We start from the raw sequence: 21,211 nt of genomic DNA on the forward strand, positions 1-21,211 counted from the left end.
CCCCGCGGCTCAGCCCCAGAACGCCTGCGCCAGCGCCGTACCGGCGAAGGCCGCGCCGAGCCCGGCCGCCACACTCGCCACCGCGTTGGTCGCGGCGAAGAAGCGGGCGCCGCTCTCGGCGAGCCGCAGCGTCTCGTAGGAGAAGGTCGAGTAGGTGGTGAGGGCGCCGCACAGGCCGGTGCCCAGCAGGACCTGGACATGGGACGTGGCGGCGCCCTCGGTGACCGCGCCGGTCACGACGCCGAGGACGAGACAGCCGACGACGTTGACGGTGAAGGTGCCCCAGGGGAAGAGGCTGTCGTGCCGGCTCTGGACCGAGCGGTCGGTGAGGTAGCGCATCGGAGCGCCGACCATGGCCCCGACGATGACCAGCAGCCAGTTCATCGCGCCTCCGCCTCGCCGGCCCGCCGTGCCCGCTCGGCCCGGTCCGCGAGCCGCCCGAGCACCACGTGCCGGGTCGCGGCTGCCGCCAGCCACACCGCGGCGAGGGCGGCGAGCAGTGTGAGCGCCAGATACGCGAGCGCGGTACGGGCCTGCCCGCCGTCGATCAGGGCCCGGATGTCGGTGGCGTAGGTGGAGAAGGTGGTGAAGCCGCCGAGCACGCCGGTGCCGAAGAAGGGCCGCACCAGACGGTGCGTGTTCCAGACGTCGGTGATCAGTACCATGAAGACACCGATGACCGCGCAGCCGACGACGTTGACGATCAGCGTCGTCCACGGAAAGGTGCCGGAGGCCGTCGGCCAGAGCAGCGCGGCCCCGTAGCGGGCGCACGCGCCGATCGCGCCGCCGACCGCGACCACGGCGACGACCGGGGCCTGGCCCTCGCGCGACTCTTCGCGCTGTGCCGGGTCGTGCAGATCGATGTCGGGGTCCACGGGTTCGTCGGGCGTCACGGGCCGGACTTCTGCCACTTTCGTCTCCTACTCACCGGGCACGCCCAAGCTTGGCGTGCGCGCGTCGCAAGTAGGGACCGTTGACGGCTGTGTCGCCGTGGTTCGGGTACGGCGGGCCCCACCGCCGCGCGGTGCTCCGGGGAGCGCCGCAGACGGCCATGCTACCCGGCGGCGTGCGAGGGGCGCGTGGGAGTCTGTCTCCTGCCGGAGCCACGCGACCGCGAGGGAGAGTCCCTGTGCCGACCTACCAGACCTCGATCACCATCGACGCTCCCGTCGAACGCGTCTGGGAGGTTCTCGTCGCCGTCGAGGACTGGCCCGGTCTCACGGCGTCCATGACCTCCGTCCGCCCGCTCGACGCGGACGGCGCGGGCCAGAGCGGGAGCGCGGACCACGTCGTCGCCGTCGGGCGCCGATTCGCGGTCGAGCAGCCCAAGTTGCGCAAGGCGGTGTGGACGGTCACGGCGCTGGACGAGGGTTCCCGGTTCTCGTGGCGGTCCGCGGGTCCCGGAGTGACCACGAGCGGCGACCACCTGGTCGAGCCGGAGGGCGACGGCACCCGCCTCACCCTGGTGCTCACCCAGCGCGGCGCGCTGTCCGGACTGGTCGGCCTGGTGGCGGGCGGTCTGTCCCGCAGGTACCTGGAGATGGAGGCCCGCGGCCTCAAGGAACGCGCCGAGTCGCCCGCCGCCGAGTAGCGGCTGCGGCGCGCCGCGACCTCATGTGACAGCCGTCACAGCAGATTCTCTCCTGTGGATGTCGACCGGACGTCCGGCCCCAGGCGTATGCGTGATGAGGCCGAAGAGAACTGGGAGTTGTTGTTGACCGCTGAGGAGTTCGAAGAGTTCTACGCCCACGCGGTCAGACGGCTCACCGGTCAGCTCTATGTGATGCTCGGCGATCTGCCGGAGGCGCAGGACGTGGTGCAGGAAGCGTTCGTCAGGGGCTGGAGCCGACGGCGGCAGCTCGCGAGGGACGGCAATCCGGAGGGCTGGATCCGTACGGTCGCCTGGCGGCTCGCGGTCAGCCGATGGCGCGGCCGTCGGCGCTCGGAGGAGGCATGGCAGCGGTACGGCGGCCCGCCGTCCGTCGAGGAACCGGGCCCCGGCACGGTCGCCCTGGTCTCCGCGCTGCGCGAACTGCCGCCAGGACAGCGGCGGAGCGTCACCCTGCACTACGTGTGCGACCTGTCCGTCGACCAGATCGCCGCGGAGACCGGTGTGTCCAGCAGCACCGTCAAGACTCACCTGGTCAGGGGCCGGGCCACGCTCGCCCACCATCTGCCGGAACCGCACGCAGAGGAGCCCCCTGGTGCCTGAGACCCACGAGGAGCGCTTGAGGTCCGCGTTCAAGGACGCCGCGGCGGACGGTCGCCGCGCGGCGACGCCCGCGCCCCCGACCGTCGTCCGTGCCCGCGGCGACCGCAAGCGGAGGCAGCGGCTCGCGACGGTCGCCGCGGTGGCCTGCGTCCTGATCGGCGGTACGACCGCGTCGCTGGTCACGCTGCTGCCCGGTGACGGCGGCGCCGTCCCGCCCGCCACGAGCCCGGGGCCCGCCACCACCGGCCCGAACGGCCTCCCGTCGTCGACCGCGACCTCCGGCTACCCGGTCCGCACCTACCCGCCGACCGGCACGGTCCACATGACGACAGCCCGCTAAACACTCCCCCCGTCGCACCCCGCCCCGGCCGCACCGGTCGGCCGGGCAGTCCGGCATGCCCGGAACCGCCACCCGTACGTCGTCGCCCACGCGGTCGTCCGATCGGTCCGTGGCAGCCCCCTCAGGAGCACGACCATGCCCAAGAGCGCCTTCTCCCCGCCCGCGACCGCGCGCCGCCTCGTACCGTCCGAGCCGCCGGACCGTACCGCCCCGCTCCCGCTCCGCCACCGGCTCCCGGGACATCTGCCGCTCCCCCGCCTCGGCCCCACCGACCGCGCCGTGCTCTGGCTGTACGCGCTCACGCGAGTCGGCGTCTGGACGACCGCGTACTGCACGGGGCGGCTGTTCACCGGCGACGGCAAGGCACAGCGGGCGCCCTCGATGATGTCCCGCTGGGAGCAGTGGGACTGGGGCTACTACCTGCACATCGCGCGCGACGGCTACTTCCCGGCCCCAGTGCCGGGAGCCGTTCTCGGCAGCGGCGCGGCCACGCCCGACAACCGTGAGGCGTTCTTCCCCGGCTTCCCGCTGCTGCTGCGCGCCGTGCACCTGCTGATACGCGACTGGACCGCCGCGGGGCTGCTGATCTCGTTCGTGGCGGGGGCCGTCGCCGTGCTGTCGCTGGCCCGGATCGCCGAGCTGGACGGCCGGTCCGCGCGTACGTCCGTAGCCGGGCGCGGCGCCACGCGGCTCCCGGACGACGGGAACGGCACCGGATCGCGCGCCGTGCTCTTCCTGCTGCTCTCCCCCTGCGCGGTCTTCCTCGCCGCCGGGTACACCGAGGCACTGTTCCTCGCCTTCGCGCTGCCCTGCTGGCTGGCCGCCAAGCGCGGGAACTGGCCGCTCGCCGCCGCGCTGGCCGCCGCCGCGACCACCGTCCGGATCAGCGGTCTGTTCCTCGGCGCCGCGCTCGTCGTCCAGCTCCTGACCTCGGGGCCACTGACCAAGCGGCTGCGGCTGCTGCACTGGCCGGCGCTCTCCGCGCTGCCCGCGCTCGTCTACGCCTGGTATCTGCACGCGCGCACCGGCGACTGGATGGCCTGGAAGCACGCGGAGGAACGCGGCTGGTACCGGACGTTCCACTCGCCGTGGCAGGCGTGGCGGCACACCTGGGACGGCGCCTTCGACCACACGCAGGCCACGCCGTACGCGCTGCTGTTCCAGTTCGAACTCGTCGCCATGGCGGTCGGTCTGGCGCTGCTCTGCCTGCTGCTCAAGCGACGCCGCTGGCCGGAGGCCGTCTACCTCGGGCTCAGTCTGTGGGCGCTGGGCACCTCGTACTGGTACATGTCCGTGCCGCGCGCCTCCCTGCTGTGGTGGCCGCTGTGGACGGGGCTGGCCGCCTGGAGCGTACGGCGTCCCTGGCTGACCACGGCGTACGTGTGCGTCGCCGCGCCACTGGCCACCGTCCTCACGGTCGCCTTCACCTCGGGACGGTGGGCGGGCTGACACCCGCGGGCGCGACGAAGGCTGAGGTGCGGACAGAGGCGCGGCGGATCAGACCCGGTCGATGTGCACGTTCGTGGACTTCACGCGGGCGGTGGCCTGCATGCCGACCTCCAGGCCCAGTTCCTCGACGGCCTCGCGGGTCAGCAGGGACACCAGCCGGTGCGGCCCGGCCTGGATCTCCACCTGGGCAGCGACGTCGCCGAGCTTCACGGCGGTGACGATGCCGGGGAAGGCGTTGCGGACCGAGGTGTACGAGGCGTCCTCGTCCGCGCTGTCGGACTGCGCGATCTCGACGGAGAACGCGGCCAGGTCGCGGCCGTCGATGAGCCTGCGGCCGTTGTCGTCGCGGTGGGTGGCGACCCGGCCGCCGTCCGCCCAGCGGCGGGCCGTGTCGGGGCTGACGCCCAGGAGCCGCGCGGCCTGGCCGATCGTGTAGGACTGCATGGGGAAGACAATAAGCGCAGCCCGCCGCCCGGCCCCGCACACCACGGGCGACGACACGGCGGAGCCCCGACGGACGGCAGTGGCGGACCGCAGAGGGACGGCGGCCGGCGGCCGGCGGCCGGCGGCGAACCGACACGACGGACGCGCCGTGCCGGTTCGCGCCCCGGCGCGCGTACGGCGCCCGGTTAGAGTGCGAGAGCCGCACCCGGCAAATCCGACATTCCATACGGCGATCGAGGCGTATCCCATGAGCCTGAGCATCCGCAACCAACTTCCCGGCACCGTCGCGTCCGTGACCCCCGGCGAGGTGATGGCGACCGTCAAGGTACGGCTGAACGGCGGCCAGGACATCACCGCCGCGATCACCCTGGAGGCGGCGGGCGAACTCGGCCTCGCCGAGGGCACGGCGGTCCGCGCCCTGGTGAAGTCCACCGAGGTCTCCCTGTCCACGGGCCCGGTCTCGGGGCTCAGCATCCGCAACCAACTACCGGGCACCGTCACGGACATCGCCACCGGCGGCGCGATGGCCGCGGTGAAGATTTCTGTCGAGGGCGGCGAGTTGACCTCCGCGATCACCAAGGACGCGGCAGTCGACCTCCGGCTCGCCCAGGGCACCGCCGTGATCGCCCTGATCAAGTCGACGGAGATCTCGCTCGCGACCGTCTGACGACCCGTCCGCCGGCGGCCGGGGCGGCACTCCTGAGGCCAGTGGTGTGCTGGTGAACTCGGTGGAGTCACCAGCCGATTCGCTGCGAGAGAGCGCTCTCTTCGTGCTTGACACCCAGTCGCGCGGCCCGCGAGGGTACGTCTCCAAGAGAGCGCTCTCAATTCCCCCCTCGCCGTCAGAAGGTGGTCGTAGCTCATGTCTTCGTTCAGGGCCGCAGACAGTGCACTTCCCGACTCGCAGCAGCCGCAGGCGCCATCGCAGTCGCAGCACACATCCGGGGAGCGCGGCGGTCTGAGCCGCCGTTCGCTGATCGCCACGGCCGCTTTCGCCGGTGTGGTGCCGTTGGCGGGTGCCGCGACCCCCGCCGCGGCGCGGTCGGCCGGCGCGCACTCCCCCGGCTCCCACTCCCCCGGCGGCCACTCGCCGTCCACGGAACCCGACTTCGGCCCGAACGTCACCGTCTTCGACCCGAGCATGCCCGCCGCCGACATCCAGGCCGCGCTGGACGCGGCCACCGCCGTACAGGTCGCCAACGAATTCGGCACGCAGCGCTACGCCTTCCTCTTCAAGCCGGGCACGTACGACGTCGACGCGCAGCTCGGCTACTACACCTCGGTCGCGGGCCTCGGGCTGTCGCCCGACGACGTGACCATCAACGGCGCGGTGCGGGTCGAGGGGCAGGCGCAGCCGGGCGGCGGCGACAGCGCGCTCACCAACTTCTGGCGCTCGGCGGAGAATCTGGCGGTCAACCCGACCGACGGCATCAACTGGTGGGCGGTGTCGCAGGCCGCGCCGCTGCGCCGGGTGCACATCCGCGGCCAGCTCTTCCTCTTCCCCCGGCAGGGCGGTTACTCCAGCGGCGGCTTCATCGCCGACTCGGTGGTGGACGGGCAGGTGATCAACGCCTCGCAGCAGCAGTGGCTGACGCGGGACAGCTCGGTCGGCTCCTGGTCCAACGGCGTGTGGAACCAGGTCTTCGCGGGTGTCGTCGGCGCCCCCGAGCAGTCCTTCCCCGACCCGCCGTACACGACGCTGGCCACCAGCCCGCTCAGCCGCGAGAAGCCCTTCCTGTACGTCGACGCGGCGGGCCGTTACCGGGTGTTCCTGCCGTCGCTGCGGCACGACGCGGTCGGCGCGTCCTGGTCCGGCGGTACGACCGAGGGCACTTCGGTCCCCATCGACCGGTTCTTCATCGCCCAGCCCACGGACTCGGTGCGCACCATCAACCGCGCGCTGGCGCAGGGCAAGCACCTGCTCCTGACTCCGGGCGTCTACCGGCTGGCGGAGTCCATCAAGGTCAAGTGGTCGGGCACGGTGGTGCTCGGCCTGGGCTTCCCCACCCTCACGCCGGTCGGCGGAGCGGTGCCGATGACGGTCGCGGACGTCAAGGGCGTCCGCGTCGCGGGGCTGCTCTTCGACGCGGGCAAGACCAACTCCCCCGCCCTGCTGGAGGTCGGCAGCAGGCGCGGCGGCCGTACGGACCCGCGCGACCCGACCTCGCTCCAGGACGTGTTCTTCCGGATCGGCGGCGCGGGCGCGGGCAAGGCCACCACGAGCCTGGTCGTCAACAGCGACAATGTGCTGCTCGACCACATCTGGGCCTGGCGTGCGGACCACGGTACGGGCGTCGGCTGGACGGTGAACACCGCGGAGACCGGCGTGGTCGTCAACGGTGACCACGTCCTGGCCACCGGCCTGTTCGTGGAGCACTACCAGAAGTACAACGTCATCTGGAACGGCGACCACGGCCGGACGGTCATGTTCCAGAACGAGTTGCCGTACGACCCGCCGAATCAGGCCGCCTACGGGCATCACGGCGTCGCGGGCTGGGCCGCCTACAAGGTGGCGGATTCGGTCCGGCACCACGAGGGCTGGGGGCTTGGCAGCTACTGCTTCTTCAACGTGGACCCGACGATCCACAACGCCCACAGCTTCGAGGTGCCCGACCGCCCGGGCGTACGGTTCCACGACCTGCTGACCGTCTCGCTCAACGGCGACGGCGTGATCGACCACGTCATCAACGACTACGGCGCGGCGGCGCAGGGCTCGGCGACGGTCCCGGTGGACGTGGTGAGCTACCCGCCGACGCACTGACGTCGCGCGCACACTCCGGTGACAGGCGGTGACACATGGTGACGGACCCCGGTGGCGCACCGCGCCACCGGGGCTGCGCGTGCGGCGGGCGGTCGGCGGCCGATACGGGCGGGACGTATGCGACGCCGTCCGGCGGGTAGCCGAGGGGTACGCAGCTCACCATCGGAGGTGACCGCAATGCTGATCCTGGGATTGCTGCTCCTGGCCGGTGCCGGTGCTTTCACCGGCCTCGCCATCGCCGACAACACGTCGGGAGGTCCCGAGTACAACGTGTCGGTGCTCGGACACTCCATCGCGACCATGAACACCCTTCAGATCTTCTGCGCCGGTCTGGCGCTCGCCCTGATCTTCTGCCTCGGCGCCGCGATGGCGATGGGCGGCGGAGTGAGCCACCGGCGCAAGTCCCGCAAGCTCACCGAGGCCCGCAGGGCCGCGAAGGACAACGCCAGGGAACGTGACGCGCTGGCGGCCCAGTTGGGCACGGCGGACACCACGGCCACACCGGCCGGGGACACCGGGACCGACTACGCGTACGGCGGCTCCACGGCGGCCGACAGCGCCGACGGTTCCGAGACGGCGGCCGCACCGCGGCACCGTCACGCGCGGCACCTGTTCGGCCACTGACCGACCGCGGTCCTCGGATGCTGTGAGGGCGGCGCCCCGTGACACGGGGGCGCCGCCCTCCGCGCGTCCGTCGCGTCCGTCGCGTCTGTCGCGTCCTGGGAGCCATACGAGCCGCACGAGCGGTACGAGCCGTTCTGCTGCCGCCCGGACTCGAACGCGGTGCGGACTGCCGCGAACAGCCTTCCTGCGGGCGAGGTGTCCGATTATGATGCGGATCACGCCGTCTCCCCTACGAGGTGGCACCCGGCAGTGCCCGGACATCCATGTCGACGACGAAGACGACACAGAAGTCGGGAAGGCCATGGCAGAGCAGGGTGCGCTCCAGCACCGCAGGACCGTACTGGAAAACGAATGGGCCCGCCGCGTACCGCAGTTGAGGTCGGCGGGGGGCTATCCGGCGGGCCCGGCGCCGCTGCGCCGTGAGGTCACCGACTCCTGGGTGCGCAGCGTCGGCACGGTGGATCCCGCACGGGACAGCGCGCCGGTCTCCGAGGACGGCGCGGTCCATCCGCGGTGGAAGGGGTCGCCGCTGCGAGCGCCGGTCGCCGACCTGTCGGAGGAACTGCACAGCATCGCCGAGGACGCGGGTTTCGTCGCGGCGGTGACCGACGAGTCCGGCACGATCCTGTGGACGTGCGGCGGCAGGCTGATGCGGCGCAGGGCGGAGCGGGTCAATTTCGCGCCGGGCGGGCGGTGGGACGAGCGCGCGATGGGCACCAACGCGCTGTCCCTGGCGCTGCGCACCGGCCGCCCGAGCACGGTCTTCTCCGCCGAGCACCTGGTCGCGGCCCTGCACGGCTGGGTCTGTTACTGCGCGCCCATCCACGCCCCCGACGGCCGGGTGCTGGGCGTCCTCGACCTCTCCACCACGTGGGACCGCTCGCACCCGCTGGCCCTGCCGACCGTACGCACCCTGGCCTCCGCCATCGAGGCGCGCCTGCTGGACGGCGCGCCGGAGCCGGAGCGCCCCGCCGGTCTCGAACTGCGCTGCCTCGGTACGGCGCAGGCCAGCAGCGACGGTGAGCCGCTGCATCTGCCGCCGCGCCAACTGGAGATCCTGACGCTGCTCGCCCTGGAGCCCGAGGGCTTCGCGCCCGACCGGCTGCGCGCGTCGCTGTACGGCGACCGCTGCGTGACCGCGTCCACGTTCAAGGCCGAACTGTCTCATCTGCGGCGCGCGCTGAACGGCGGTGTGGCTACCAGGCGGTACGCGCTGACGGTGCCGGTGAGCTGTGACGCGGCCGAGGTGCTGAGGGCGCTGGAGTGCGGTGACATCGCGGCGGCCGTCGGCCACTACCGGGGACCGCTGCTGCCGATGTCGGAGGCTCCGGGCATCGTGGCCTGGCGCGAGCATCTGGAAGTGGTGGTCCGCGAGGCGGTGCTCGCCGACACCCGCCCCGAGCACGCGCTGCGGTACGGGGAGCGGGCGCCGTACGACGCCGCCGTGCACGAGCATGCGCTGCGGCTGCTCGGTCCCGGCGACGCGCGGCGCGGGATCGCGGCGAGCCGGCTGAACGCGGCGCTGCGGAGCTGACGCGACGGTCACCGGCCGTGCGGGAATCGCCGCCCGCGCGCCCCGGCGTCTGCGGAGGCCCCGCGACGCCAACCTTTTGCCAACCTCGGGCCACCACAGTGAGTGCTGACACCGTAACCCGCACACCGGTACACCGGTACACCGAGGAGCGCCGCCATGGTCTACGCGCAGCCAGGCACCGAGGGCAGCATCGTCAGCTTCGCCCAGCGGTACGACAACTTCATCGGGGGCGACTGGGTCGCACCGGCCGAGGGACAGTACTTCGACAACCCGTCCCCGGTGACCGGTGAGACCTTCTGCCAGGTCGCGCGGTCCACCGCGCCGGACATCGAGCTGGCCCTGGACGCCGCGCACGCGGCCGCCGGACCGTGGGGCCGCACCTCGGCCACGGAGCGGGCGAACATCCTCAACAAGATCGCCGACCGGATCGAGGAGAACCTCGAACGGCTGGCGGTGGCCGAGACGTGGGAGAACGGCAAGCCGGTCCGCGAGACGCTGGCCGCCGACCTGCCGCTGGCGGTGGACCACTTCCGCTACTTCGCGGGCGCGCTGCGCGCCCAGGAGGGCAGCATCTCGGAGATCGACGCCGACACCGTCGCGTACCACTACCACGAGCCGTTGGGCGTGGTCGGCCAGATCATCCCGTGGAACTTCCCGATCCTGATGGCCACATGGAAGCTCGCGCCGGCGCTGGCGGCGGGCAACTGCGTGGTCATCAAGCCCGCCGAGCAGACCCCGGTCAGCCTGCTGGTCGTCATCGAGCTGATCGCCGACCTCCTGCCCGCCGGTGTGCTCAACGTCGTCAACGGATTCGGCGTGGAGGCGGGCAAGCCGCTCGCGTCGAGCCCGCGGGTGGCGAAGGTGGCCTTCACCGGTGAGACCACCACCGGGCGGCTGATCATGCAGTACGCCAGCGAGAACATCATCCCGGTGACGCTGGAGCTGGGCGGCAAGAGCCCGAACATCTTCCTGCCGGACGTGATGGCCGCGGACGACGACTACCTCGACAAGGCGATCGAGGGCTTCGTGATGTTCGCCCTCAACCAGGGCGAGGTCTGCACCTGCCCGTCCCGCGCGCTGATCCACTCCTCGATCTACGACGAGTTCATGGCCCGCTGCCTGGAGCGGACCCGCGCCATCGTCGGCGGCGACCCGCTGGACCCGGCCACCATGCTCGGCGCCCAGGCCAGCAACGACCAGTACGAGAAGATCCTGTCGTACTTCGACATCGGCAAGCAGGAGGGCGCCGAGGTCCTGACCGGCGGCACCAGCCGTACCGTCCCCGGCCTGGAGGGCGGCTTCTACATCGAGCCGACGATCTTCCGCGGCACCAACAACATGCGGATCTTCCAGGAGGAGATCTTCGGCCCGGTCGTCTCGGTCACCACCTTCGACTCCACCGACGAGGCCCTCAAGCTCGCCAACGACACCCTGTACGGCCTCGGCGCGGGCGTCTGGACCCGCGACGGCAACACCGCCTACCGGCTCGGCCGCGAGATCAAGGCGGGCCGCGTCTGGACCAACTGCTACCACGCCTACCCGGCCCACGCGGCCTTCGGCGGCTACAAGAATTCCGGCATCGGCCGCGAGAACCACAAGATGATGCTCGAGCACTACCAGCAGACCAAGAATCTTCTCGTGTCGTATTCGCCGAAGAAGCTGGGCTTCTTCTAGACCGACAAAAAGGGGTGCCTGACCTGGCCTTTTACCGGGCCAGGCACCGCTTTGGGCTCCTCAGCGCCGTCGAGGCGCGGCGCCCGGTATTCTCCCGATATCTCCCACTGGTCTCCCACCCCTGACCAGCTGTTCCGGTCTATTTCCGGACCAGGCCGCCTGAGAAGCTGTTGCTGTATCGATCACGGTGAGCGTGGGTTCGAGGTTGGCTTCCCGGCCGGGTGATCTTCGGCGGTGGCACGCATGAGGACAGGGCCTCCGGTGCATCTCGGGGCTGTCGAGACCAACGAGTTTGCCAGGAGGCCCTGTTGTCGCTGTTGTACGCCCTCGCGCCGACCGGGTCCAACCCGTTCACCCCGTCGTGTGACTGCCTCGCGCACCGTTTCGGGAATGCGGGCAACCGCCCGGACCGGGAACCGCGATACCCGTCGGACATGACCGACGCGGAGTGGGCTGCGGTGCGGGATCTGCTGCCGGTGCCCGGCTGGATGGAGGGCAGGGGCGGGCAGCCGGAGGGCTATTGCCACCGGCAGATGGTGGATGCGGTGCGTTACCTGGTCGCGGGCGGTATCACCTGGCGGGCGATGCCCGCGGACTTTCCCGCGTGGGACCGCGTCTACGCGTTCTGGCGGCGCTGGCGCGACCAGGGCTTGATCGGCGAATTGCACGACCGGCTGCGTGACCGGGTCCGCCAGGCGGCCGGCCGGGATACGGAACCGACCGCGGGCATCATCGACGCGCAGTCGGTGAAAGGGGCCACTTCGGTGCCGGCCGCCACCAGAGGCTTCGACGGCGGCAAGAAGGTCAACGGACGCAAGCGGCATATGGTGGTGGACACGCTCGGGCTGCTGCTGACCGTGATGGTCACGGCGGCATCGGTCACCGACCGCGAGGCCGGGCGGACGCTGCTGGCCCGGCTGCGGCATCGGCACCGGCGGATCGGGCGGGTGTGGGCGGACGGCGGCTACACCGGACAACTGGTCGACTTCGCCCGCGACATGCTGCGGATCGCGCTGGCAGTCGTCAAACGCAGCGACGACACCAGCGGCTTCAGCGTCCTGCCCAAGCGGTGGCTGGTGGAGCGGACGTTCGCGTGGTTGATGCGCTCACGCCGCCTGGCCCGGGACTACGAACGGCGCACCGACAGCGCGGAGGCGATGATCCTCTGGTCGATGGCCACGGTCATGAGCCGCCGCCTCGCCCGGCGACGGCACTGAACTTGCCCGGCTTGTCCTCGGCCAGCCAACCGCGGGCGACAAGACGCTTGGCCTTCACCCGCACCCCCTCGACCTTCGCCGGCACCGGCGCAAGCCCGAGAGCGGCCGCGAGCTCCCGGCAATCCATCCCCTCTCCACCCGACCGAGCCGGATCCGCCACGATGTTCATGATCCGCTGGTAGTCCCGAGCCAGTACACCTGCGTCGAGCGCGTCCCGCCACACCGGCACCACCGAGCCGGGCACCGCACCCGCGGCCGAACCCGGAACCGGAGGCCTATCGGTCACCGCAGGCGGCGCCGCCTGGCCGCAGCGCGGCTCCGCCAGGACCTGGCCGACCGTCTCACGAGCGATCACGAATCGCTCCAGCACGGCCTCCGCCTCCCGAAGTTCGGCCTGCAGTGCCTCCACCTGCCGCCGGACGGCACGCTCCCGCTCCTCCAGCAGTCCCATCACAGACGGCACCCGGCACCTCCACCGAAGAGACGACACGACACGTCATCCCTGCCGCCGAACCGCCAACATCACACCTGACCAGCGGAAACACAGCGATCACCTTCGGAAAGACAACAGCTTCTGAGATGTCCCATGATCAATATCAATCCGAAGATGCTGCCCCGCCTCGACGAGATCGAAGTCGACCTTCTGGCCGGCCGGGCTCGGGCCGAAGCAGAGGGGTGGCTCGGTGAGATCGAAGGGATCGACCTCACCCTGTCCTTCCTGCGCCAGAAAAGGGACCAGACCCGTCGGCTCGCCAGGGTCGCGCCGGTCGACCTCGGCATACCCGGCGTCGCGCCGCGATCAGCGGCCAGGCGAGAATGAGGGGATGTATTGCCTGCAGGCGGTTATCGCAGCCGAATCCGCGCTCCGCGAGTTGGCCGGCTCCACCACCGAGGCGTGCATCGTTCCTCTCGGCCAGCGCCTCTGGCTCTTGCCGATGACCGACGCGCTGTTCGATGCCGTCGCGATCGCCGGAGCATCCGAACTCAACGGGTTCTGGAAGGCACCGGCGGGCTTTGATCGCCTTCTGACCGCGTGTTCGGAGACAGGACCGGTAGCCTACGTCGAGGCCGATTACTTCGGCGGGGCGGGGACCCAGACCGCCCAGGTCTGGGATGCGGGCAAGGTGGTCCTTGGCCCATTACGTCTGGCCGAAGGGGAGCCGTCGCCGGCGACCGGCACTCCGATCTCTCAGGTGCTGCGGCGACTCGGGGCCGCCAGGGGCAGTCACGTCGACGAGTTCTCCGCAGTCGGACTCGGCCGCCACCGCGACACAGACGACTGGCTCTCGCCCATGAACCGGTCAAGGCCTGACGAGCTCACCACTTGACTGGTGAGGGGAAGGAATGCAAGTGCTACGGACCGACCAGCAGTGCGGCCACTTCGCCTCGGCTGCTCGACTGGTGCAGATCACTGACTTGGCCGTCACCGACTTCGACGACCCGCCACACCCCGTCCGAGCGAAGGGCCACGTCGGTTGTGACGAACCGGCATCCTAGGCGCCGCACAGCAGGCCCGATGTGATCAAGGTCGGGCACCAGCCCGCGCCCAAACGGGCTATCCGGATGGGGCGTCAGCAGCCTGGGTTCACCATCCAGCCACCAGACGCGAACTTCAGCCGCGACGGACTCAAGCCGCGAGAACGCCTCGAAGGCGCGGAGAACGATCCCACCGGCCAAGAACTCCTCCTGCAACTCTACAAAACGCTGCACGACCCGCGTCAGCTCCACGGCGTCGGCGAGATCGGGAATGAAGCACGCCTGCTCCCACTCGTGCTTGCGGGATTTGACGTAGTCCTTCACGATTCCCGAGCCTGGCAACAGGGGCTCAGCGAGAGCAGCCAGGTCGACGGCGGTCAGCATCTCACCGGGCTTCGTGGGACGCCACACGCTCGCGGGCGTGATGTCGACGAACATTGCATACCAGCCTGGCAGTTCGTGAGCAGTGCGGTATTGCTCCGGTGTCACGAGCAGTTCGGTGCCGCGTCGGCTCAGGGCCTCAGCCAACGCGGCGTATCGATCGCTGGGAATCATCCAGCCTCGGTACCAGGCGCTTCCCAGTCCAGCCGGAACTTGTGCAACTGCCTGCTGCGCGTGGCCCTGCAACAGGGCGTCGTGGTCGATCAGCGCTACTGCCCCGCCACAGGCGCGGACCTCCCGAGCCTCCAGCGCGAAGTGTTCGTCTACGCGTCGAGGGTTCAACGAATCACGGCAGTACAAGACGGGCATCGGCATGACCGACACGCTACGGAACCTCCAGCTCTCGGACCACGGGTTTCGCGCTGCCAGGCACGGCATCTTGCCAAGTGCAAGAAGACTGCTGTGGCTGCTCGATGTGGCCTGGGAACGAGCGACCGAGGCGGAGACGGCCGTCCTGACCGGCTGGCTACGTACGGCCCCGAACCCGCAGCGCCAGCGGCGCAACCCGCAGTCGCCGCCTCCGGGAACGGTCAATCCGCGGACCGGGAAGCCGTACCTCAGCCCCGGGTACGCACCGACGACGATCAACGACGCCCTGTCGGTAGTAAGCGGCTTCTACACGTTCCATGCGCACTACGGGCGCGGTCGGGTGGCGAACCCGGTGCCTGTCTCGTCGCAGCGGCGCCGGGCCTTGAGCCACCTGAGCCCGCTGGAGCCCACCGTCCGGCGGAGCGCCGTGCGAAGGGGATCCGATCCCGTTCCGTCCGGATCGGCCGCTCTCCGTCCCCGGCTGTCAGGGGCGAGAGCAGCCATTGGCCCGCGTCAACGCCTGAGGACACCGCAAGAGCCGAAACGTCGACACCGGGTCGCGGCTCTTGCCGTGCCGGTCAGCGGAAGCTTGCCCCCTGCGGCTCAGACAGGGTCTCCGTCGGCGACGCTCGGGGTGGGGTCATGGTCAAGGTCGACCGGCGGCAGGTCGCGTACCTCGTCCTTGGTCAAGCTGAGCCGGACGTCGCCGGTGACGCTGACGACCGCGTCGATGGGGATCGCGACGCGTCGCTTTCCCCACAAGTGGCCCTCGTCCAGAAGCACATGGCTGACGTGGTAGTCGCCGGTGTCCACGGCCAGGCCCTGGACCCGGCCGATCTCACCGTCAGTCGCGTGCACGGCATCACCCCGGCGGATCTCCACCTCGCCGGTGGGAATACGGTCCCGCGTGATGAGGCGCGGCCCCGGGACCGAGAGAACGGGCCTCATGGCGACCGCGCCTGTCCCCATACCGAGTCCGTAGTAGGGGAGAGCGAAAATCTCGCCGCCCGCATAGCCCCATTCATTGTCCGGTGCGGGCACAAAATGCTTCTCGTCAGCGCTCGACAGAGCCTCGAACTCGGCCGTGGTGCAGTGCAGTGCGATCTGCGCGGCGGACTGGTCGATCAGACCGACAGGTACGAGACGGCCGGCCGTGTGGTGGTACTTGGGCTCGATCACCAAGTGAGTGAGGGTTCTGGCGACCGGGTCGACGACCACCCGGCGCAGAACCCCAAAGGCGCCGTCCTCGTCGGAGACTTCTGCGCCGATGGTGAAGGGCCTCGTCGTGAGTGTCATGGCTTTCCCTCGTTCCGCATCGTGTGCGGACGCCCAGTGAGATCAGTGCGGGCGCCGGGGCGGTCGGTTACGTACGTCGTACGTCCGGCCCCGCTGCGCAGTGTGTCCTGCGCACCCGCGGTCTGCGCAGATGCCGAACGGCCCTTCCGGGGGCCGAAGGGCCCTGCTCGGCAGTTCTCGTCGATCCACCTTCGCGGATGGATGCGTCCGATGGGATTATCACCTCGCGCCCCATGGTCGACGTGGTCGACCGCCGCCGCCATGGCCGAAGTGCTCGCCGCACCGGACTTCGTCATCACAACGCATCGGGCGCGCTCTTCGCCTTTCCCACCTCACGTCCCCTCCATAAGGGACCGGTGCCCCGAGACGGCGTCAGTCGCGCTCGACCGGGTGGAGCTGGCCCTGATGCCGATCGGTGGCCAGAGCTGCGCTGTCGCCTCGCAGCGGCTCGGAGTCTCCGAACGCTCCGTCAGCGTCCGCCTGAACGCAGGGTCGTCGGCCCTGTTCGCCCCGTGCGACGGCGATTCGGTCCGCTCCGTACTCCATGGTCTCCCGACCGTCCCCGTCCGCCGCGATTGACCTCCCCGGCGTTGAGGTCGCAAGCGGACGAACCGGTCCCCTGACGGCGCGTCTCACCGCAGCTTTCCTGACGGCCCCGCCGCGGCGGGATTCTGCCGCACGGCGATCCTGCGACCGGTGACCCGCCTGGGCACGATGGTGATCCACAAGGTGCGCTCGCCACCGGCCCACGGCGTGGTCAAGGCGTGTTCTTCCAAGATGCGGAGGGATTCGGCGTCGGTCACCATGTGGGCCTGACCGACGATCAGGACGCTCCACCCCTGGCTCAGGGCATCGTCGATGTGATCCGCTTCGAATGCGGTATCAGTGCCCGCCGCCCGTGCGGGCAGCGCGTCCAGTGCGGTTCTGAACGACACATTGCCCTGAACGACCAGATAGTTGACCGGGACGATGGCCGGCCCCTCACCGGTGGTCACGACGACTCTGCCGACGCCGTGCGTGCCCAGCAACGACCGGCACTCATCGCCGCTCAGTTCCCGCAGTTCAGGGTGGTGGGCCGCCCGCCCCGTACCCGGGGGCAGATCGACCGTGCCACCGCTCAGCTCCGCGACCGTCGTCTCCAGCGCGTTCGCCAACCGCAGCAGGAACGTGACGCCGAGCACAGTGGCCTCCTCCTCCACATACTGGAGGTAGCTACCTGCGGAACCAGCCCGTCCGGCGACCTCCTCGCGACTCAGCCCCAACTGCTCGCGCCGCGCGGCAACTCGTCGTCCGATATCGCTCCGCGAGGGCACCGCTCCTGGGCCGGCCGAGGTCCGCGGGGTATCTGCTGGCATGTGAAGCACGTCCATTCATCGGAAGTCGAGCAGGCCGTTGCGGTAGCTGTATCCACTGTCGCCCCATCCGGAGCTCGTCCCGGCTCAGGGGTGTGGTCGCATTGTGCTGGTCGCAGGAGGTCAGCCGGCCAAGGCCGTCGCCACGGGCGCCACGCCCGGGAGTTCGCTGTGCCGGGCTGTCGTGCGGGGCTCCGGAACCGTAACGACGGGGCAATGGGATTCCTTGACGCACGCGCGGGTCACCGGACCGAGTTCGGTCGGCGAGCCGTCCCTGCACAGGCTCTGCCCGAGCGTCAGAAGCAGAGCATCGTCGCTGTAGCGCAGGAGTACCGCGACCGGCGGTCCCTCGGCCAGCGCCGCCCGCACGTCGGCGCCCGGATGGGCCATCCGGACTGCGGCCACCGCGACTTGGACCAGCCTCAGTCCGGACTCCCGGTCCTCGGCCGGTGTACGGCGCTCCGCCACGGTGGCATACGGCGCACGCCGACGGGCCGACGGCTCCCAGGCGTGCACCGTCACCAGGGGCACCTTGCGCGCCTCCGCTTCCGCCGCGGCCCATCGCAAGGCAGCGAGGGACGCACGGGAACCGTTCACCCCGACGACAATCGGCCGCGCCCCGGAAAATTCCCTCAGGTTGGTCTCTTGGATTTTCATAACTCCACGATGGTGCGGCACCAGTACCGCGGCCAAGGGGCCGACCGGCTCTCCGAAATGGATTTGCGGCCAGTCCTCAGAAGAATCCGGTGGACCTGGGGGGCCGCTGAGCCGGAGAGGAGGGACCATCCGGCCCTACCGACGACGATCTGGCGCGGCGACGATGCGGTTATGAACTACAGGGCGGCTCCAACGAGTTGGACGAACGGGAGCGTCTGAGGGCTGCTGATATGACCTCCGCCGGTCACATCCCCTCCGCCCGTCACGCACTGCCCGCGGTCCTGCCGGTCAGTATGTCCTGGACCAGGGAATCCGCCATCCTTTCTGAGGAGCAACGCAATGGCACTTCTGATTTTCCTTCTCGTCATCGTGGTCATCCTGGCCATCGTGGCCATCGCCATGGCGGTCAAGGTGATCAAGCAGTACGAGCAGGGAGTTCTGTTCCGGTTCGGGCGGCTGGTCGGCGCTCGTCCTCCGGGGCTGCGGTTCATCGTTCCGTTCGTCGATGTCCTGCACCGGGTGTCGCTGCGAACCGTCACCATGCCCATCCAGTCCCAGGGCATCATCACCCGGGACAATGTGAGCGTCGATGTGTCGGCCGTCGCCTATTTCCGAGTGGCGGACGCCGTGAAATCGGTGATCGCGATAGAGAACGTGAACACGGCGATCAATCAGATAGCGCAGACGACCTTGCGCAAGGTCGTCGGCCAGAACACCCTCGACCAGACGCTGTCGGAAACGGATCGGATCAATCTGGACATCCGCGAGATCCTCGATGTGACGACCACCGAATGGGGCGTGGAGGTCACTCTGGTCGAACTCAAGGACATCCAACCGCCTGACAGCATGAAGCGCGCGATGGCCCGCCAGGCGGAAGCCGAGCGTGAGAAGCGAGCGAAGATCATCAACGCGGAAGGCGAATCGATGGCCGCCGCCGCACTCGGCGACGCCTCGGACATCATGATGGACCACCCGCTGGCGCTCCAGCTCCGCAACCTGCAGAGCCTGGTCGAGATAGGCGTGGACAAGAACACGACCGTCGTCTTCCCCGCCCCCCTCATGAGCACCATCGGCGAGCTCGGATCCTTCCTCGCCCGTGAGACGGCAGCCGCCGCAGCCCCCGTACCGCCGACCGGCACGGTGAAGACCGTCCCCGCCCCCGTACTGAACGGCTCCAACGCCAACGCACCGGCGTGATCGACCGGTAGCGGCAGCCCGACGTGGACCGCCGGACTGCCGCTGCTGAGCCCCCAGCGTGGGCCGTCGTGAACAGAGGCGAGGAGGAACTCAGTTGAGTACGCAGGTGCATGGTGAAGCGTCCGGAGAAAAGTCGCACCCGACGAGTACGCAGAGGACGGCGAAGCAGCGGCAGTTTCGGACTGCCGACGGCCACCGCACTGGTCATCGGATCGGTGATCGGCACGGGAGTCTTCGCGTTGCCGAGTGCCTTGGCGCCGCACCGCCCGATCAGTCTGATCGCGTTCGTCCTGGTCACCGTAGGCGCTCTGGCGCTGGCGTTCACGTTCGGGTCGCTGTCGAAGAGAGTGCCGGGTTCCGGCGGCCCGTATGTCTACACCAGAGACGCCTTCGGGGACTTCGGCGGTTTCCTCAACGCGTGGTCCTGCTGGATCACCGCCTGGGCCGGCAACGCCGCGATCGTCGTCGCGTGGGTCGGATACGTCGAGGTCCTCTGGAACGCCGGGCAGCCAAGCTCCGGTCCGTCGTGATCGCGATGGTGGGTCTGTGGATACCCGCGGTCGCCAATCTCTCCGGGGTGCGGAACATCGCCATCACCCAGAACATCACGACCGTGCTGAAGTTCATTCCCCTGCTGTTCATGGCCACCGTCGGGCTGGTGTTCATCAAGGCGCACAACTTCGGGCCGCTCAACCCCACCGGCACGTCGGCGACCGCGGCGATCTCGGCCGCGGCGGCCATCGCGCTGTTCAGTTACATCGGCATCGAGACCGCTTCGGTGGTGGCCGGCCGCGTACGTGACCCACGGCGCAATGTCGGACGGGCCACGGTGCTGGGCACCATCGGCTGCGCCGTGGTGTACATCCTGGGCACGGTCACCGTGTTCGGCACGGTGCCGGACGGATCCACGGCGTGGAGGCCGTCGTCGACAAGGACTTCACCGCAGCGCTGATCGCCATCAAAGTGAACGCCGACCGGCTGCTCGTCCTCACGGACGCGCCGGGCGTGATGGAACATTTCGGCACACCCCAGGCGATGCCGCGCAGGCGGATCAATGTGGCCGATCTGAGTCGAACATCCGTCCCTGACGGCTCCATGGACCCCAAACTCACCGCCTGTCGGGTGAGACTGGACAAAGGGCATGACCCGCACAATTCGAACTTGAGATCCGAACACAAACGATCAGCAGGAGTTCCCATGAAAGATCTGCCCGTGGACCAGACCGACCGGATTGTCGTGGGAGTGGACGGCTCCGCCGGGTCCGAGGCCGCGCTGCGCTGGGCGATGGAGTATGCCCGACAGGTGGGGGCGCCGCTCTCGGCGGTCGCCGCGTGGCAATACCCCAGTATGTACGGATACTCCTGGGGCTACCTGCCGTCCATGCCTGACGGCGGAAACTTCGCCGCTTCGGCCGAGAAATGCCTGGAAGAAACCGTCGCGCGCGTCGTGAAGAACCAGACCCGCAGCATGGTCCAGGTGGCAACCCGCTCGGTGGAGGGGCATCCGGCGCAAGTCCTCACTGACGCCGCACGCGACGCCCGGCTGCTGGTGGTGGGAACCCGGGGACACGGCACCTTCGCCGGCGTCCTGCTCGGTTCCGTCAGCCAGCACTGCGTCCAGCACGCATCCTGCCCCGTTGTGGTCGTTCCGCAGCCGGTCGCGGACGGCGTCCCGGCCGACGAATGACCTCGCAGGAAGTATGTGATCTCGCCTCGATCAACCGCACACCCTCGGATTCCCCGACACCCTCTCGGTAAGGCTTCGCCGTAGTGTGACCGCTGCCCGGTTCTCGCATTGACATCGCGTGTCACGGCTCAGCCGACCGCCGCGCCGCCTCGCGCCGGGGGACAGTTGTCGCGATCCCTCGCAGGCGCTGAAGTGCGGCGACGCCGGTGAGCCGGCGGCGGAGTTCGAAACGCTCGTGCAAATCTCGGGAGCGGGGGTGCAGCACGGGCGGCGGATGAGCGGGGCGCCCCCGCCGGGGCCCGGTGGGCGTAGTCGCTGGGCAGTCTCCTGCCGGGCGCGGGCACCGTTTTAGGGAAGAGCTGTGAGCGCTAACAAGCGGCGCAACGAACCGGACTCTGCCGGGATCGACATCGCCACAACCCAATGAGATCGAAACTTTCGATGCCTTGGACGTGCTCCGAAGCCGTTTTCTTATCACCTGGACCAGCCAGAGTTTCCGAAACATCTCCGAAAGTGTTGACACGTTTCGCGGGCGTTTCCAG

24 protein-coding genes are annotated in these 21,211 nt (G+C 69.7%); 16 read left to right on the plus strand and 8 right to left on the minus strand.

Annotated elements, in window-relative coordinates; translation table 11 throughout:
• Window positions 1–9: 9 nt before the first annotated feature.
• Window positions 10–384: a fluoride efflux transporter CrcB gene (gene crcB / locus ACFZBB_RS22410; RefSeq protein ID WP_391125041.1), complete on the minus strand. Its 375-nt coding sequence runs from the start codon at window positions 382–384 to the stop codon at window positions 10–12.
• Window positions 381–911 carry a fluoride efflux transporter CrcB gene (gene crcB, locus ACFZBB_RS22415; protein WP_391125045.1) on the minus strand — a complete coding sequence of 177 codons (531 nt, stop codon included), beginning with the start codon at window positions 909–911 and terminating at the stop codon, window positions 381–383. Before crcB (ACFZBB_RS22415) ends, crcB (ACFZBB_RS22410) begins: the two co-directional genes overlap by 4 nt.
• Window positions 912–1,129: 218 nt before the next feature.
• Between crcB (ACFZBB_RS22415) and ACFZBB_RS22420 the strand changes: the two genes are divergently transcribed.
• The 4 genes from ACFZBB_RS22420 (at window position 1,130) to ACFZBB_RS22435 (ending at window position 4,001) form a co-directional block, all read left to right on the plus strand.
• Complete coding sequence (locus ACFZBB_RS22420) at window positions 1,130–1,591, plus strand: SRPBCC family protein (RefSeq protein WP_391125048.1); 462 nt, start codon at window positions 1,130–1,132, stop codon at window positions 1,589–1,591.
• A gap of 87 nt (window positions 1,592–1,678) precedes the next feature.
• Window positions 1,679–2,212, plus strand: coding sequence for a SigE family RNA polymerase sigma factor (locus tag ACFZBB_RS22425; RefSeq protein WP_391125051.1), 534 nt, complete (start codon window positions 1,679–1,681; stop codon window positions 2,210–2,212).
• Window positions 2,205–2,552 (plus strand): hypothetical protein, encoded by a 348-nt coding sequence (locus ACFZBB_RS22430; RefSeq protein WP_391125053.1) that lies wholly within the window; start codon window positions 2,205–2,207, stop codon window positions 2,550–2,552. Before ACFZBB_RS22425 ends, ACFZBB_RS22430 begins: the two co-directional genes overlap by 8 nt.
• Before the next feature lie 135 nt (window positions 2,553–2,687).
• Window positions 2,688–4,001, plus strand: coding sequence for a hypothetical protein (locus ACFZBB_RS22435; RefSeq protein ID WP_391125056.1), 1,314 nt, complete (start codon window positions 2,688–2,690; stop codon window positions 3,999–4,001).
• A gap of 48 nt (window positions 4,002–4,049) precedes the next feature.
• Here the strand turns inward: ACFZBB_RS22435 and ACFZBB_RS22440 are convergent, their stop codons facing one another.
• A complete protein-coding gene (locus tag ACFZBB_RS22440; RefSeq protein WP_391125059.1) occupies window positions 4,050–4,445 on the minus strand; it encodes a TOBE domain-containing protein in 396 nt (131 codons plus the stop codon).
• Window positions 4,446–4,692: 247 nt separating this feature from the next.
• On the opposite strand from ACFZBB_RS22440, the gene ACFZBB_RS22445 reads away from it, so the two are divergent.
• The 6 genes from ACFZBB_RS22445 to ACFZBB_RS22470 all read left to right on the plus strand — a co-directional run bounded on the left by ACFZBB_RS22445 (window position 4,693) and on the right by ACFZBB_RS22470 (window position 12,255).
• Entirely contained in the window at window positions 4,693–5,112 is a 420-nt protein-coding gene (locus ACFZBB_RS22445; RefSeq protein ID WP_391125062.1) for a TOBE domain-containing protein, read from the plus strand.
• 195 nt (window positions 5,113–5,307) lie between these two features.
• Window positions 5,308–7,206, plus strand: a complete 1,899-nt coding sequence (locus tag ACFZBB_RS22450; RefSeq protein WP_391125065.1) for a coagulation factor 5/8 type domain-containing protein — start codon at window positions 5,308–5,310, stop codon at window positions 7,204–7,206.
• A 177-nt stretch (window positions 7,207–7,383) separates the two neighbouring features.
• Window positions 7,384–7,830 carry a hypothetical protein gene (locus ACFZBB_RS22455; protein ID WP_391125068.1) on the plus strand — a complete coding sequence of 149 codons (447 nt, stop codon included), beginning with the start codon at window positions 7,384–7,386 and terminating at the stop codon, window positions 7,828–7,830.
• 301 nt (window positions 7,831–8,131) lie between these two features.
• Window positions 8,132–9,364, plus strand: a complete 1,233-nt coding sequence (locus ACFZBB_RS22460) for a GAF domain-containing protein (RefSeq protein ID WP_391125071.1) — start codon at window positions 8,132–8,134, stop codon at window positions 9,362–9,364.
• Window positions 9,365–9,520: 156 nt separating this feature from the next.
• Complete coding sequence (adh, locus tag ACFZBB_RS22465; protein WP_188283206.1) at window positions 9,521–11,038, plus strand: aldehyde dehydrogenase; 1,518 nt, start codon at window positions 9,521–9,523, stop codon at window positions 11,036–11,038.
• A 434-nt stretch (window positions 11,039–11,472) separates the two neighbouring features.
• Entirely contained in the window at window positions 11,473–12,255 is a 783-nt protein-coding gene (locus tag ACFZBB_RS22470) for an IS5 family transposase (protein WP_391125074.1), read from the plus strand.
• Here ACFZBB_RS22470 and ACFZBB_RS22475 read toward each other — a convergent pair.
• Complete coding sequence (locus ACFZBB_RS22475) at window positions 12,221–12,706, minus strand: hypothetical protein (RefSeq protein ID WP_391125077.1); 486 nt, start codon at window positions 12,704–12,706, stop codon at window positions 12,221–12,223. The genes ACFZBB_RS22470 and ACFZBB_RS22475 overlap by 35 nt on opposite strands.
• Window positions 12,707–12,841: 135 nt before the next feature.
• Between ACFZBB_RS22475 and ACFZBB_RS22480 the strand changes: the two genes are divergently transcribed.
• Complete coding sequence (locus ACFZBB_RS22480; RefSeq protein ID WP_391125080.1) at window positions 12,842–13,075, plus strand: recombinase; 234 nt, start codon at window positions 12,842–12,844, stop codon at window positions 13,073–13,075.
• 4 nt (window positions 13,076–13,079) lie between these two features.
• Window positions 13,080–13,583, plus strand: coding sequence for a hypothetical protein (locus ACFZBB_RS22485; RefSeq protein WP_391125083.1), 504 nt, complete (start codon window positions 13,080–13,082; stop codon window positions 13,581–13,583).
• A 25-nt stretch (window positions 13,584–13,608) separates the two neighbouring features.
• Here the strand turns inward: ACFZBB_RS22485 and ACFZBB_RS22490 are convergent, their stop codons facing one another.
• The 4 genes from ACFZBB_RS22490 to ACFZBB_RS22505 form a co-directional block, all read right to left on the minus strand.
• Window positions 13,609–14,487 carry an ATP-grasp domain-containing protein gene (locus tag ACFZBB_RS22490; protein WP_391125086.1) on the minus strand — a complete coding sequence of 293 codons (879 nt, stop codon included), beginning with the start codon at window positions 14,485–14,487 and terminating at the stop codon, window positions 13,609–13,611.
• A 597-nt stretch (window positions 14,488–15,084) separates the two neighbouring features.
• Entirely contained in the window at window positions 15,085–15,777 is a 693-nt protein-coding gene (locus ACFZBB_RS22495) for a PRC-barrel domain-containing protein (RefSeq protein ID WP_391125089.1), read from the minus strand.
• Between the two features lie 632 nt (window positions 15,778–16,409).
• Window positions 16,410–17,132, minus strand: coding sequence for a pyridoxamine 5'-phosphate oxidase family protein (locus ACFZBB_RS22500; RefSeq protein WP_391125092.1), 723 nt, complete (start codon window positions 17,130–17,132; stop codon window positions 16,410–16,412).
• Between the two features lie 120 nt (window positions 17,133–17,252).
• Window positions 17,253–17,786, minus strand: coding sequence for a universal stress protein (locus ACFZBB_RS22505; RefSeq protein ID WP_391125095.1), 534 nt, complete (start codon window positions 17,784–17,786; stop codon window positions 17,253–17,255).
• 339 nt (window positions 17,787–18,125) lie between these two features.
• Between ACFZBB_RS22505 and ACFZBB_RS22510 the strand changes: the two genes are divergently transcribed.
• The 4 genes from ACFZBB_RS22510 to ACFZBB_RS22525 all read left to right on the plus strand — a co-directional run bounded on the left by ACFZBB_RS22510 (window position 18,126) and on the right by ACFZBB_RS22525 (window position 20,669).
• Entirely contained in the window at window positions 18,126–18,983 is an 858-nt protein-coding gene (locus tag ACFZBB_RS22510) for an SPFH domain-containing protein (RefSeq protein ID WP_391125098.1), read from the plus strand.
• Window positions 18,984–19,093: 110 nt separating this feature from the next.
• On the plus strand, window positions 19,094–19,513 hold the full coding sequence (locus tag ACFZBB_RS22515) for an amino acid permease (protein ID WP_391125101.1): 420 nt from the start codon (window positions 19,094–19,096) through the stop codon (window positions 19,511–19,513).
• Between the two features lie 5 nt (window positions 19,514–19,518).
• Window positions 19,519–19,935 (plus strand): amino acid permease, encoded by a 417-nt coding sequence (locus ACFZBB_RS22520; protein ID WP_391125648.1) that lies wholly within the window; start codon window positions 19,519–19,521, stop codon window positions 19,933–19,935.
• Window positions 19,896–20,669, plus strand: a complete 774-nt coding sequence (locus ACFZBB_RS22525) for a universal stress protein (RefSeq protein ID WP_391125104.1) — start codon at window positions 19,896–19,898, stop codon at window positions 20,667–20,669. The genes ACFZBB_RS22520 and ACFZBB_RS22525 overlap by 40 nt, the downstream gene beginning before the upstream one ends.
• The last annotated feature ends 542 nt before the right edge of the window (window positions 20,670–21,211 follow it).

It is taken from the genome of Streptomyces sp. NPDC008139, assembly GCF_042957025.1.
Classification (GTDB): domain Bacteria; phylum Actinomycetota; class Actinomycetes; order Streptomycetales; family Streptomycetaceae; genus Actinacidiphila.